The sequence below is a fragment of the uncultured Butyricimonas sp. genome (assembly GCF_959596855.1).
Taxonomy (GTDB): domain Bacteria; phylum Bacteroidota; class Bacteroidia; order Bacteroidales; family Marinifilaceae; genus Butyricimonas; species Butyricimonas muris.
This window is the reverse complement of record NZ_CAUFYA010000052.1, coordinates 22,475-35,184: the sequence shown is the minus strand read 5'-3', so window position 1 is coordinate 35,184 and position 12,710 is coordinate 22,475. Positions and strand designations below refer to the sequence as shown.

Annotated in this window: 13 protein-coding genes; 8 read left to right on the top strand and 5 right to left on the bottom strand. The window is 42.3% G+C overall.

Annotated elements, in window-relative coordinates:
- The 3 genes from xpt to Q5866_RS17840 form a co-directional block, all read left to right on the top strand.
- On the top strand, nucleotides 1-457 hold a 457-nt coding region (gene xpt / locus Q5866_RS17850; RefSeq protein ID WP_303181605.1), incomplete at its 5' end, for a xanthine phosphoribosyltransferase.
- Nucleotides 458-468: 11 nt separating this feature from the next.
- Complete coding sequence (locus tag Q5866_RS17845; RefSeq protein ID WP_303181603.1) at nucleotides 469-1,794, top strand: nucleobase:cation symporter-2 family protein; 1,326 nt, start codon at nucleotides 469-471, stop codon at nucleotides 1,792-1,794.
- A 22-nt stretch (nucleotides 1,795-1,816) separates the two neighbouring features.
- Nucleotides 1,817-2,965, top strand: a complete 1,149-nt coding sequence (locus tag Q5866_RS17840; RefSeq protein ID WP_303181601.1) for a M20 family metallopeptidase — start codon at nucleotides 1,817-1,819, stop codon at nucleotides 2,963-2,965.
- A gap of 66 nt (nucleotides 2,966-3,031) precedes the next feature.
- On the opposite strand, the gene Q5866_RS17835 is transcribed toward Q5866_RS17840, so the two are convergent.
- From Q5866_RS17835 to Q5866_RS17815, 5 genes are all read right to left on the bottom strand, one after another.
- Nucleotides 3,032-4,426 carry a hypothetical protein gene (locus Q5866_RS17835; protein ID WP_303181599.1) on the bottom strand — a complete coding sequence of 465 codons (1,395 nt, stop codon included), beginning with the start codon at nucleotides 4,424-4,426 and terminating at the stop codon, nucleotides 3,032-3,034.
- Between the two features lie 155 nt (nucleotides 4,427-4,581).
- Nucleotides 4,582-5,655, bottom strand: coding sequence for a butyrate kinase (gene buk, locus Q5866_RS17830; protein ID WP_186975393.1), 1,074 nt, complete (start codon nucleotides 5,653-5,655; stop codon nucleotides 4,582-4,584).
- Nucleotides 5,656-5,774: 119 nt separating this feature from the next.
- A complete protein-coding gene (locus tag Q5866_RS17825) occupies nucleotides 5,775-6,899 on the bottom strand; it encodes a glycerate kinase (protein WP_303181597.1) in 1,125 nt (374 codons plus the stop codon).
- 3 nt (nucleotides 6,900-6,902) lie between these two features.
- Entirely contained in the window at nucleotides 6,903-8,270 is a 1,368-nt protein-coding gene (locus tag Q5866_RS17820) for a serine hydrolase (RefSeq protein ID WP_303181595.1), read from the bottom strand.
- Between the two features lie 109 nt (nucleotides 8,271-8,379).
- Complete coding sequence (locus Q5866_RS17815; protein WP_292267748.1) at nucleotides 8,380-9,165, bottom strand: aminotransferase class IV; 786 nt, start codon at nucleotides 9,163-9,165, stop codon at nucleotides 8,380-8,382.
- A 122-nt stretch (nucleotides 9,166-9,287) separates the two neighbouring features.
- Between Q5866_RS17815 and Q5866_RS17810 the strand changes: the two genes are divergently transcribed.
- From Q5866_RS17810 to Q5866_RS17790, 5 genes are read left to right on the top strand one after another with little or no spacing between them, the layout of a single operon-like run.
- On the top strand, nucleotides 9,288-9,767 hold the full coding sequence (locus tag Q5866_RS17810) for a hypothetical protein (protein WP_292267658.1): 480 nt from the start codon (nucleotides 9,288-9,290) through the stop codon (nucleotides 9,765-9,767).
- Nucleotides 9,768-9,769: 2 nt separating this feature from the next.
- On the top strand, nucleotides 9,770-10,609 hold the full coding sequence (locus tag Q5866_RS17805; RefSeq protein ID WP_099292480.1) for a Rossmann-like and DUF2520 domain-containing protein: 840 nt from the start codon (nucleotides 9,770-9,772) through the stop codon (nucleotides 10,607-10,609).
- A 21-nt stretch (nucleotides 10,610-10,630) separates the two neighbouring features.
- Entirely contained in the window at nucleotides 10,631-11,158 is a 528-nt protein-coding gene (locus Q5866_RS17800; protein WP_099292479.1) for an HAD family hydrolase, read from the top strand.
- A gap of 17 nt (nucleotides 11,159-11,175) precedes the next feature.
- A complete protein-coding gene (locus Q5866_RS17795) occupies nucleotides 11,176-12,111 on the top strand; it encodes a geranylgeranylglycerol-phosphate geranylgeranyltransferase (protein ID WP_292267655.1) in 936 nt (311 codons plus the stop codon).
- A 3-nt stretch (nucleotides 12,112-12,114) separates the two neighbouring features.
- Nucleotides 12,115-12,705 carry a Maf family nucleotide pyrophosphatase gene (locus tag Q5866_RS17790; RefSeq protein WP_186975389.1) on the top strand — a complete coding sequence of 197 codons (591 nt, stop codon included), beginning with the start codon at nucleotides 12,115-12,117 and terminating at the stop codon, nucleotides 12,703-12,705.
- The last annotated feature ends 5 nt before the right edge of the window (nucleotides 12,706-12,710 follow it).

Below are 12,710 nucleotides of genomic sequence, written 5' to 3'. Positions count from 1 at the left end.
TATCGGGGTTGAATTCGTGCGGCGTTTTGCCAATAAGGATTTCAACAAGGTGATGACGATTGAAGCGAGTGGTATTGCCCCGGCTATCATGGTGGGGTATCTTTTGGAGTTACCGGTAGTCTTCGCGAAGAAGAAGCAACCCAAAACGATGGAAAATATGATTTCCACGACGATTCGGTCTTTCACGAAAGACCGAGAATATAATGTTTGTATCAGTCGGGATTTTTTGAAAGAAGGAGATAGGGTTCTTTTTATTGATGATTTTCTGGCGAACGGGAATGCCGCGAACGGTATCATTGACTTGATCGAACAAGCGGGTGCTCAACTCGCGGGCATGGGATTTATTATAGAAAAGGCATTCCAACACGGGGGTGACTCGTTGCGGGAGAGAGGCGTGCATATCGAATCGTTGGCTATTATAGACAGTCTGGATAATTGTCAAATTAAAATCAGGTAACCGTATAAATTATGAGCACGAATAAACAAGTGAGTTCTGCCATTATATACGGGATTGAAGATCGGCCACCTTTTAAAGAAGCGTTCTTTGCCGCGTTACAGCATTTGTTGGCTATTTTTGTCGCTATTATTACTCCGCCGTTGATTATCGCGGGAGCTTTGAATCTTGATTTGGAAACGACAGGTTTTCTTGTTTCGATGGCTCTTTTCGCATCCGGGATTTCTACGTTTATTCAGTGTAAACGAGTCGGGCCCATCGGTACTGGGTTATTGTGTATTCAAGGAACTAGTTTTTCGTTTATCGGACCTATTATATCAACGGGATTACTGGGGGGACTGCCTTTGATTTTCGGGGTATGTATGGCAGGTTCCGTGGTGGAAATGCTGATTAGCCGCATACTTAAATACGCTAAAAGAATTATCACTCCGTTGGTATCGGGGATAGTGGTCACTTTGATCGGAATGAGCCTCGTGAAAGTCGGGATAACAGCTTGCGGAGGTGGTGTAGTGGCGAAAGCTAACGGCACGTTCGGTAGTTTCGAGTATCTTGGATTGGCTGCATTGGTGTTGGTGCTGATTATCTTTTTTAACCGGAGCACGAACAAATATCTCCGGATGAGTTCTATCGTGATCGGGTTGGTTGTCGGGTATGTTATCGCTTATTTCATGGGAATGATTGATTTTTCCTCGGTACAGAGCTATTCCGGTGTGAATATTCCGGTACCGTTCAAATACGGATTGGCTTTTGACTGGTCGTCTTTTATAGCTATCGGTTTGATTTATATGATCACGGCGATTGAGGCTTACGGGGATATTACGGCAAATTCCATGATTTCCGGTGAGCCGGTGGAAGGAGAGAAGTTTATCAAGCGTGCCTCGGGAGGTATCTTGGCGGATGGTTTCAATTCTTTTTTGGCCGGGGTTTTCAATTCTTTCCCGAATTCCGTTTTCGCCCAGAATAACGGGATGATTCAATTGACAGGTGTTGCCAGTCGATACGTGGGATATTATATTGCTGCTTTTCTGGTCATTTTAGGTCTTTTCCCTGCCGTGGGGCTGGTCTTTTCGTTGATGCCGGAACCCGTGCTCGGTGGTGCTACTTTGTTGATGTTCGGGACGGTGGCAGCAGCCGGAATCCGGATTATTGCTTCCCAGAATATTAACCGGAAAGCGACTCTCGTGATAGCTTTAAGTTTTTCACTCGGGTTAAGTGTTGAATTGATCCCGGAGATACTGGCTTATTGCCCGGATACGATAAAGAATATCTTTTCATCGGGAATTACCACGGGAGGTCTTACCGCTATATTGGCGAATGCTTTGATACATATAAAAGAGTAGTTGTATTTCAACAGGATTAAATATGAGTGTAGAAGATATTTTTCCGTTAGCCGTGGAATTCAGGCGTCATTTTCACCAGCATCCGGAATTTGCCATGCAGGAGGTGGAAACACAGCGTTATATTACAGAAGTATTGGATAAATACGGAATTGTATACCGTACCGTCGGGACCGGTGTTATCGCGATGATCGGGCAAGGGGAGAAGTGTGTGGCTATTCGTGCGGATATGGATGCTTTGAAGGTAACAGAAGAAACCGGATTGCCATTTTGTTCTCTGAATCCGGGAATGATGCATGCTTGCGGGCATGATATGCACATGGCTATGGTGTTAGGGGCTACTGTTGTTTTAAAATCACGGGAACAGGAGTTGAACGGGATGGTAAAGGTCGTATTCCAACCTAGTGAAGAGAAAAGACCGGGTGGAGCTCGTCTTTTGTTGCCGGAGTTATTGAAAGCCCCTGTGCCGCAAGCTATATTCGGGCAGCATGTTTTTCCTAATTTGCCGACCGGAACAATCGGAATCCGTTCGGGGGCATTTTTTGCTTCTTCCGATAATATAATCTTTTCTGTCGAAGGGAAAGGGACTCATGCGGCAATGCCTCACATGGGATCAGATCCGATTCTGGCAACTGCTTGTTTGATTCAATTCTACCAGACTTTAGTCACTAAATTCCGTGATCCCTTGATTCCTGCCGTGATTTCGATTACTTCCGTGCACGGGGGAACATGCAATAATGTAATTCCCGATAAAGTGGAAGTTTTGGGAACGGTCAGGACACATGATAATACATTGCGTTACCGGCTATTCGAGTTGATAGAACAAAAGTCCAAGGAGATTTGTGAGTTGTATGGATGTACTTTTACCATGGACAAAACTTGGAACGGGTTGCCCGTACTCGTGAATGACGAGCAACTGACAAAATTCGTGACTAATAATGCGACAGAACTTTTGGGGGAAGACCGTGTGATTTCGATGAATCATCTCACTTTAGGGGAGGATTTTGCTATTTATTTGGAAAAGATTCCCGGGGCTTTTTGGGTATTGGGAGTTCGTCCGCCGGAGCAAGAGAATATGCCCCCGTTGCATAACCCGAAAATGTCACCGGATGAGAACGCGATAAAGATTGGAATAGCGTTAATGGTGAAGAATTGCCTTCAATATTTTATATAAAAAGACGGTGTAAAAGAGTTGGATGGTCTCTCTTTTACACCGTCTTTTTCTTTAATATGGTGGTCTCTATAGATTTGCGATGTCTACTTCAATGGCCGCGGGATAAAGTCTCGCGGGATCAAAGAATGTTGCACAACTATTCACGATGTGTTTGAGTTCCGGTTTAACTTTTCCTTTGAAAACCTCTTTACCATTGACAGTTAGGGTTATTTCTTTGTCCAAGTTTACCAATTCTTCACACAGGTAAATGATTACTTTTCCTTTGGTAGCGGGTTGGTAATTCTTCTCGCATTTGAGTTCAATTCCCCAGTTCGGGTCTATTTCCGTGGCTTTGTAAGTTACCACATCTGCTTTGAGGGCGATATGGTTGTCCATGATATTTAATTCGTAATAGGTTCTGGATTTGGTATCATCATTTGAGCGTTCTTTCACGGCTAAATTGTAGAATCCGTCACGGTACAATCCGTCCATTTCGAAATTCTCCCAACTCACGAATTTTGGATAAGGATTACGGGTATATTGCTTCAACCAAGGTGTAGTGGGTTTGTAATCTATGCCGTGTCCCATACCGGGGATGAGTTCGATATAGTGAATAAAACTTCCCGGGTATAATTTTTCTAATCTATCAAATTCGTCCTTTGTGTATTGGGTGAGTTTATTCCGGTAAAATCCCCTGTCCAAGGCTCCTGTGCGTAAAGAAAAAGCAATATTCCTGCAGTTCTCGACAGGTGCGTTTTTCAATGGTTCACCACCTGCCATAGGACCCGCTCCGGCTAAATAGTCTGCATAGAATGAAGCAAGACGCTGACTACCGTATCCACCTTCGGAAATTCCGAAAAAGTAGATCTTATTGGGATTTATTTTGCCGGTAACAAAGGCCAGACGAAGCATCTTTTTCCATGCGTATTGCTTGGCTTTTTGCCACCAACGGTAATAATCTCCCATGTTTGGTATTTGGGGAATAAAGTAAACAGAGGGAGCGTCATCAAAATTCTTACATATACTGATTCCCGTTTTCCACTCGGCATCCTTGTGTCCCGATCCGTGCGTGTACAAGTATAACGGGTATCCCTTTTCAGGGATTGTTTCACCTTTAAATCCCCAGTAATAAGGCATAATAGCGTTGGGTTCAAGTTCTGCCGGGAGAGTCCATTTCCCGGATTTCGTGTTATCCAATTTTTCGAGGTCGATTAATTTCTCTTCCGTGAAGTTATTATTGGCATCTTTCCAAGCCTCCCATACAATATTCTGCATTTTCTTCACGTCTGACAATTTGAGGGTGGCTTTATCTTCACATACTTTCTCTTTACCGGACAGGTAACTGGAGAAGAATGAGGTTACTTTTGCCTTTGTTTTTAAATCTTGTTTCTTTAAGGATGTTTCTTGCGCCATACTATTTCCGGATATGACAAATACAAGTAACAGACTTAACATGTTAAGTGAATAAGTAGACTTCTTCATTTTTTACTTCGAGTTTTGGTTTTTGCAAAACTACAAATAATTTGTATTAATTAAAGCTTTACAGCCTTGTTTTTGGAGCTAACGAGTGATGAAAATAAAAGTCCGCCGGATTATTTCCAGCGGACTTTCAAACTATCTAATCCTAAATTATTTATTTACTTGTAAGTCTTCCCAGTAAGTTCACCTCGAAGAACCATTAAGCCGTTCATCGCCAAAGCTCTCATTTCATCCTCTCCGCCGTAAGCTTTCACGGGAGCGATGAAACCCACCATTTCTTTCACGTAATCCACGAGGAAAGGATTGTAAGCGATTCCCCCGGTCAACAGGATTCCATCCACTTTACCTTTCAACACGGCAGCCATCGCACCGATTGCCTTACCAACCTGATAGGACATGGCATCTTGAATTAATTTGTATTTCGGATCTTCTTTGGCTTTCATTTCTACCTCATAAGCATCATTTGTGCCCAAGTGAGCCACCAAGCCGCCTTCGCCTTTAATCATTTTCTTGATTTCGGCTTCCGTTTTGGTACCGCTGAAACAAAGTTTTACGAGTTGTCCGGTCGGGAGAGAACCTGAACGTTCCGGTGAAAACGGACCGTCCCCGTCCAATGCATTATTCACGTCGACAACACGTCCTTGCAGGTGTGCTCCAACGGAAACACCACCACCCAAGTGAGCCACGATTAAATTCGTGTCCTCGTATTTTTTGCCAATCTCTTTGGCATAGGTACGAGCGATTGCTTTTTGGTTCAATGCATGGAAGATTGAAACTCTCTTGAATGCCGGATGACCGCTGACGCGTGCCACGTCTTGCAATTCGTCAACAACAACCGGGTCAGCGATATATGCTTTCGCTCCGTTTTTAAGCGATTTAGCGATATCGTTTGCGATTAAACCGCCTAAATTGGAAGCATGTTCACCAAGAGGGGGATTATTCAAGTCATGAATTAATGCTTCATTTACCTCATATACACCAGATTCGATAGGTTTAACTAAACCACCTCTTCCGACAATGGCTTGAATTTCGTTAATATCAAATCCGGCGTTTTTTAATTCGGAGAGAATGATATCTTTCCTAAATTGGAATTGAGAAGCCACGTTGTCGAATTGGGCAATCTCCTCTGCCGAATGTTTAATGTTTTTTACAAACTTCTCGTTTTCGTCCTCGAATATAGCGATTTTCGTGGATGTTGAACCCGGGTTAATCGCGAGAATTTTAAATGACATAGTTTTAACTGTTATATTTATATTAATAATTATTCTTTTTCGCACGTTTTGAGGCTGCAAAATTTATAAATTGTAAGCAAAACTCAAAGAAAAAGTGATAATTTATTTGTAATAGAGAATCAATCCGAATAAGCCGATAAATATAAAGTATCAATCATCGCTTGTGCCGCCAGTTTCAAGTAATGGGAGGTATTCGTGATGGAGTCGTGTACGGAACGGGCATAAGTGACCAAGGTGAACACTTTGTCGAAATAGGGAATTGCCTGTTTTTCAGCGAGTCCTACAATAGCGTAAACCGGTATATTTCGCTCTCTGCACAAGGAAGCTACCGTACCGGGTATCTTGCCATAAAGCGATTGTAGATCAATTTTACCTTCCCCCGTGATGACGACAACCGCTCCGGATAGATGTTCCCGGAAACGGGCGAGAGAAAGGCAATATGATGAGCCGGATACAAGACGGGCATTCAACAAGGCATACATGGCTGCCGTGATGCCTCCCGCCGCACCGCCATGTTTCAAGTTATACACTTCTTTGCCTGTTTTAGCGTGTAGTAAATCGGCAAAATAACGCAATTGTTTATCCAGCATGATAACTTGTTCGGGAGAGGCACCTTTCTGTGGACCAAACACGGATGCGGCTCCTTTCGGCCCGCAAAGCGGATTGTCAACATCGCAAAGAATAGTTATACGGATATCTTTAAATTTTTGCTGTAAGTATTCTATGTCAATATCCTTAATATCTGTAATATGGTTATTGTTTTTACTATCCTCGTCTACAATTGTCAAACCCATTTCCAAAAGAGCCCCGGTACCGCCATCAACACTGGCGCTTCCCCCGACACAAAGAATTAATTCCTTTGCCCCGTGTGCTATTGCATGGTTTATTAATATTCCGAATCCGGTTGTAGTCGCATTTAAAATGTCATATTCTTCCCGTTTCAAGTGTTTCAGACCGCAGGCAGCCGCAAGTTCTATGATAGCGGTATTTTCATGCATAAAATAGGATGCGGTATGCTCTCTTCCCAATGCATCTTTTGTCAGCGTTTTAACGGGAATCGCGTCTAAATACCATGCAATTATTTCGGCAGTTCCATCGCCGCCATCACCCAGCGGGAGCGACACGGTAGACAAGCCACATTCTTCAAATTCCGCCGCCACGACTTTACAAAAATCAAAAGCATTTATACTCCCTTTGAAAGCATTGGGAGCGATCAGAATATGACGTCCGTTCAAAAAGTTCATCGCTTAAATATTATCGGGCAAGGGAGGTCCGAATTTTGTGCTTCTATCGTCTGCCAACAGTTTTTTCTTGTCATGGAAGTTTTTGCAATAGGCAGGATCGAACAAATTTCTGTCCGGCCATTCTTTTACCCGGTTCATTGCTTGGTATACCATGCTTTCTATTTTCTGCGGGAAATGAGGTCCGGTCCAATTACTTGTGTTTGTCACGAAAGCCCAACAAAAACCATCATGTTGACGCTTGAGCATTGCACTGGTGCCAGCCAATGTACCGGAACGTAACCAATCTCCGCGACCATTTGTTTTCATCCAACCGATAGGCAAAGAGAAACCCGGGCAACTAACCATGGTGTTGATGCTGTTCTGACTTAATACATCCGGATAGGAATCGTCCCCGTCTATCGCGGCCAAGAAACATAATAATTCAGTAGGAGAGGCTACCCAACCACCGGCTCCGGAAAGAGCTTCTATGTTATTTCCGCCGTTACTGCGAGGGAGTAAGGTATCTCTACCATCACAGGCACGGATTAGATCGGCATCCGCCTGTTCGTAGTAACGTACCTCGTTCAAATAACGTTCTTCATAAAGATTATGTGCCAGATGCATATCATAACATCCTGCGGGGATTAAGATATTATCCTGAATGAAGCGTTCGTAATTTTCCCCGGCAACTTGCTCGATGATCTTGGTCAGGATACCATACCCCACATTGGAATAATTGGTACTTGTGCCGGGAGTAAAACCCAAACGTCTTGATAATACGAACTTGATAACCGTGTTGAGGTCGGCAGGCGCAGGAACATCCATTTTCTTCGCGATATCCACGGGATTGAACATCGGATCTCCGTAACGTGCGGTGAAACCACCTTGATGCCGGAGCAAATTTTCAACGGTAATGTTTTTGGCTCTTTTATCCTTGATCGGGTAATATAGCGTCGTGTCGTTCAATATCCCGTCCTCTCCGAAAACCTTGTCATCCAAAGATAGTTTGCCATTTTCGACTAACTTCATGATGCCTGCCGCGGTGATTAATTTGGAAACCGAAGCAATACGGAAGATATGATTCACGTCTGTTTTTATTCCGTTTTCTTCATCCGCATACCCGTATCCTTTACTGTAAATTAATTTCCCGTCTTTCATAATCGCCAACGATGCACCTTTTATTTCCCATTGACGCATAAATCGTTCGATGGTATTATCTAAACGTTTGGTTTCGTCAAGATCGGAATATTCATTGGTGAATAAATCATGTATGGCTATGGCTAACGTATCCTGAGGGGGAATTTCTTCAACTTGGATCTTTTCGGGGTGAGATTTCCAAGGGATAGTAATAAGTACAACAAAAATTAATATCAGTAGTATCGTGTATTTCATTATATGCTATTAAAAAATCAAAGCGTAACATTCTATGACAAAAGGATGTTACACTTGCAATATTAAGAAAAATGTATTTCCTATCAAAACAAATTCGTGTAAAACAGTTCTAAAAATTCTTATTTAACAAATCGAAGTAATATTCCATAACTCGGACAAGCAGAGGATGGTGAGGAGCAAAGGTAATATTGTCTATATGCAATATGGGCAATACCAATGGAGAAGTACCCGTGATGAAGGCTGCTTCATAAGTGGATAAGTCTTTGTAAGCCACTCGTTTTTCTTCTACCCGGATGTTATTTTCCTGACAGATGGTCAGTACCCGCTTGCGACTTGTTCCGGGTAATACATGAGGGAGAGGTGCCGTGAACAAGGTATTGTCTTTGATAAAAAATACGTTGGAGCGAGAGCCTTCCGTGATAAAATTCTCGTCATCAATGAGTAATACCTCGTGTACGCCTTGTTCGCCGATGATTTTATTTGTCATTTCCCGCAAACCGGAATTAATGTATTTGACCTCGGCGTTTTCCCGCATGGCACGGCAAGTTACCGTGTCAACTCCGTGCTGATAGTCTTCTTCTTTCGGGTAGGAGTGTTTTATCTGGTAAACATATTCGTCAACTCCCGTGGGGGAAACGTGTAGTACATATTTTATATTACCTTCCTTGATATGTTCGAGTTCAATCAAACGCTTCAGTTTTTCTTCCACGTGCAAGGTTGTCAAGTCTATATCCAGACCTGATTTTTTAATTGAATTATCCAATCTTAACAAGTTGTCATTCATAAAAATGACATTGTCTCTAAAAACTCGGCAGACTTCATATATACTTAATCCGTGATTTAAAATATCTTCGGAATATTCTTTATTATCTATCGGTTGGTTGTTAAATAGCATCATAATTTATCTCCTTAGTTATCGCGGTGCAAATTTATGGTTTAAAACGATTATATAGACAGAAATGTTTATAAAAATCATATTTGTAACTTTCGATTATTCGCATTACTTTTGACTATGATATGGAAGCAGAAGAACAAATAGAAAGAAGCGAGCATTTTTTGCGTGAAGTGGTTGAAAAAGAAATTGCTAAATTACAAGGTGTCGGGCTGTCATACATGCAGTTTGTCATCATGGGACAGGCTATTGAGGTATTGGGGAGTTTCTTGGATAACAAACCTATGAAGGCCAAGGGACAATCGGCCAAACGTTTTTCTCTTGCCGTGAAGAAATTGTTCGGGGGACGTTATCGTCAATTGAATGACAATTCTTTCCTATACGATAAACTGCGCAATCAAATGACTCACACGTTTATTCCCGGTGGGGATTTGATTCTATTGAATCAATCGGAAAATACCAACGGGTATAAGCATTTGCAAATGACCAACGGGAAATTGGTGTTGGTATCAGAGATTTTTTACGAGGATATATGCAAGGCATGCGAACGCTTGCTGGAAGCGTTGAAAAGTGGGGTTTTACCACCTAAAAATATTGCTTATTAGTTATGGAACAAGAGAGAATCATATTGATTGGAGCGGGAAACGTGGCACATCATTTAGCGGCAGCTTTATTAAAAGCGGGGGAGAATTTATGTCAGATATACAGTCGCACGCTTGAATCTGCCCGCCTGCTGGGAATGAAAACGGGAATAGCCTACACGGCAGAAATGAGCGAGATTTATCCCGATGGAGATATTTATATATTTTGTGTAAGTGATGATTCGTTAGCGTCTTTGTTAAAGACAATTAGAATTAAAGAAGAAGCGTTGTTACTACATACCTCCGGAAGTTTGCCGATGGATATACTCAAGCCTTACTCAAAGAATTATGGTGTACTGTATCCGGTTCAGACTTTTTCGAAAAAAAGGGATTTGGATTTTGATGAGATTCCTTTGTGTATCGAGGGGAGTTCGCCGAATGTTTTAGGAAAAATCAAGATGTTGGCAGAGAAGTTATCCGGTAAAATATACGCGATAAATTCTATGCAGCGCAAAGAATTACACCTCGCTGCCGTTTTTGCCTGCAATTTCCCGAATTATTTGTATAGTGTGGCGGGAAAATTGCTGGAAGAACATGGATTGTCATTCGCGATGTTGCGTCCGTTGATATTCGAAACTGCGCACAAAGTGATGTTGTTGACGCCGGAAGAAGCACAAACCGGACCTGCAAGACGGGGAGACGAGGGAATTATGAATATGCACAAGAGCATGTTGAAGAATAATAAAGATTTATTGAAGATATACACGTTATTGTCGGACGGAATCAAAGAGGCGCAAGTGAAAGAGGGAACGGATGATTCGAAAGCATCTCCCGCGGAAAGCGTGGATATGCCGACATTATGGTAGATAAAATTAAAATGATATAACATGAAACTGTTCAAAGAAGAATTGAAAAAAGTGGAAGCTTTCGCGTTTGACGTGGATGGTGTTTTCTCTCGTCACGAGATGAACATAACCCCGGAGGGAGATTTGGTACGGACATCTTGCACGAAAGACGGTTATGCCATGATGTATTGCGTGAAAAAAGGATATCCCGTGTGTATTATTTCCGGTGGTTATGCTCCCGGGGTAAAGGAACGTTTTAATAAGTTGGGCGTTACGGAAGTCTATTTAGGGGTGGCAAACAAGGTGGAAGCGTTGAACGAGTTTCTCGAAAAATATAATTTGAATCCTGAAAACGTGATGTATATGGGGGATGATATACCAGACTACAACGTGATGACGATAGTGGGAATGCCTGTATGTCCGGCAGATGCTTGCGAGGAAATCAAATCGATTTCACGCTATATATCAGATACCCCGGGTGGATTGGGGTGCGTGCGTGATGTTGTAGCCCAAGTACTGAAAGCCAAAGGGGAATGGATGGATACCCAGTGTCACGTGAAATGCATGTAATGACAAATAACTGACGTATGTTGGAAATTTTCAAATTAATACGATTAAGAACAATTGCTTTCACGGCATTCACGATGTATGCCACGCGTTATCTGGTTGTTCTGCCTGTCTTGAACAAGGAAGGCTTCTCGTTACAAATGCCGGAACGTGATTTTTCGCTTCTGGTGATTGCCGTGTGTTGTCTGGTATCGGCTGCTTACGTGATAAACGACTATTTTGATACCAAGGCTGACCGGATTTCGGGTAGCAGGCATGTGATTGTGGGGAAAACAATCAGTCGTCGCACTGCTATCACGCTTCATACCTTGTTGAACGTGGTTGCCGTGGGGATAGCGTTTTATCTCGCGCAAAGTATTCAGCACAGTGAAATCGTATTTCTATTTTTGATTATTTCCCTTATTCTATGGTTTTATTCTTCCCGCTTCAAAAAGTATTTTATATGGGGTAATTTATGCGTTGCCTTTTTGGCGGGATTGATTCCTTTGACGGTTATCACGTTTGAAATACCGCTGTTGAGTGACGTGTACTCGGATGTTGTCGTGAAAACCCATGTCGGATTTGCTTCGGTATTCTATTGGACACTTTGTTTCTCGTATCTTTTGTTCTTTAACATGTTGATATACGAGATCAACAAGGATATTTACAGCGTGAATGGCGATCGGGCAGAAGGAATCACTACAATACCCGTGAAATGGGGAATTTCTGCCACGCGAACTTTATTGACAGGATTGACGATACTGGTAATTTCTTCCTTGATTGCGTTTTTCTTGTGGAAATTCTCGGAAAGTGTGCTTGCCGGAATATATATGGTAATATTTCTAATTTTACCTTATATCGGGTACGCGCTAGTTATCCGCCGCAAGGGATGTATGAAAGTTCAGTTACGATTGATTCGGACACTTATGGTTTTATGCATGTTACTGAGTCTGTTTGTTCATACAACGCTTAAATAATTTATGACAGAAATGCACTCTATAAAGAATTATAAACTTGTATTAGCTTCCGCGTCTCCCCGAAGACAACAATTAATGAAAGACGCGGGGTTTACTTTCGAGGTTAGATTAAAAGATGTAGAAGAAAAATATCCGGACGGGTTGGCGTTGGAGAAAGTTCCTGAATACTTGTCACGGGTGAAAGCCGAGGCTTTTCGAGATGAATTAAAACCCGATGAAGTGTTGGTTACTGCCGATACTGTAGTTTGTATTCATGATAAAATACTGGGTAAACCTACCGGTCGGGAAGATGCCATACGTATGTTGCAGGAATTGTCCGGTGCCCGTCATTTGGTGGTGACCGGGGTTTCCGTCACGACATGTACCAAACAATTGTCTTTCTCGTCTTTTACAAATGTATTTTTCAAAGCGCTATCTATCGAAGAAATAGAATATTACGTGGATACATATAAACCTTTTGACAAAGCGGGAGCTTACGGTATACAGGAATGGATTGGTTACATCGGTATCGAACGTATCGAGGGATCGTTTTACAATGTCATGGGACTTCCGGTGCAGAAGTTGTATGAAACGTTGCGAATGTTACAATTCTAAATATA

Excerpts from the sequence above, each read along its gene's own strand:
- Q5866_RS17795 (WP_292267655.1), top strand. The coding sequence starts at position 11,176 with ATGTTGGAAATTTTCAAATTAATACGATTAAGAACAATTGCTTTCACG.
- Q5866_RS17800 (WP_099292479.1), top strand. The coding sequence starts at position 10,631 with ATGAAACTGTTCAAAGAAGAATTGAAAAAAGTGGAAGCTTTCGCGTTT.
- Q5866_RS17825 (WP_303181597.1), bottom strand. The coding sequence starts at position 6,899 with ATGAACTTTTTGAACGGACGTCATATTCTGATCGCTCCCAATGCTTTC.
- Q5866_RS17835 (WP_303181599.1), bottom strand. The coding sequence starts at position 4,426 with ATGAAGAAGTCTACTTATTCACTTAACATGTTAAGTCTGTTACTTGTA.
- Q5866_RS17820 (WP_303181595.1), bottom strand. The coding sequence starts at position 8,270 with ATGAAATACACGATACTACTGATATTAATTTTTGTTGTACTTATTACT.
- Q5866_RS17815 (WP_292267748.1), bottom strand. The coding sequence starts at position 9,165 with ATGCTATTTAACAACCAACCGATAGATAATAAAGAATATTCCGAAGAT.
- Q5866_RS17840 (WP_303181601.1), top strand. The coding sequence starts at position 1,817 with ATGAGTGTAGAAGATATTTTTCCGTTAGCCGTGGAATTCAGGCGTCAT.
- buk (WP_186975393.1), bottom strand. The coding sequence starts at position 5,655 with ATGTCATTTAAAATTCTCGCGATTAACCCGGGTTCAACATCCACGAAA.
- Q5866_RS17805 (WP_099292480.1), top strand. The coding sequence starts at position 9,770 with ATGGAACAAGAGAGAATCATATTGATTGGAGCGGGAAACGTGGCACAT.
- Q5866_RS17810 (WP_292267658.1), top strand. The coding sequence starts at position 9,288 with ATGGAAGCAGAAGAACAAATAGAAAGAAGCGAGCATTTTTTGCGTGAA.
- Q5866_RS17845 (WP_303181603.1), top strand. The coding sequence starts at position 469 with ATGAGCACGAATAAACAAGTGAGTTCTGCCATTATATACGGGATTGAA.
- Q5866_RS17790 (WP_186975389.1), top strand. The coding sequence starts at position 12,115 with ATGACAGAAATGCACTCTATAAAGAATTATAAACTTGTATTAGCTTCC.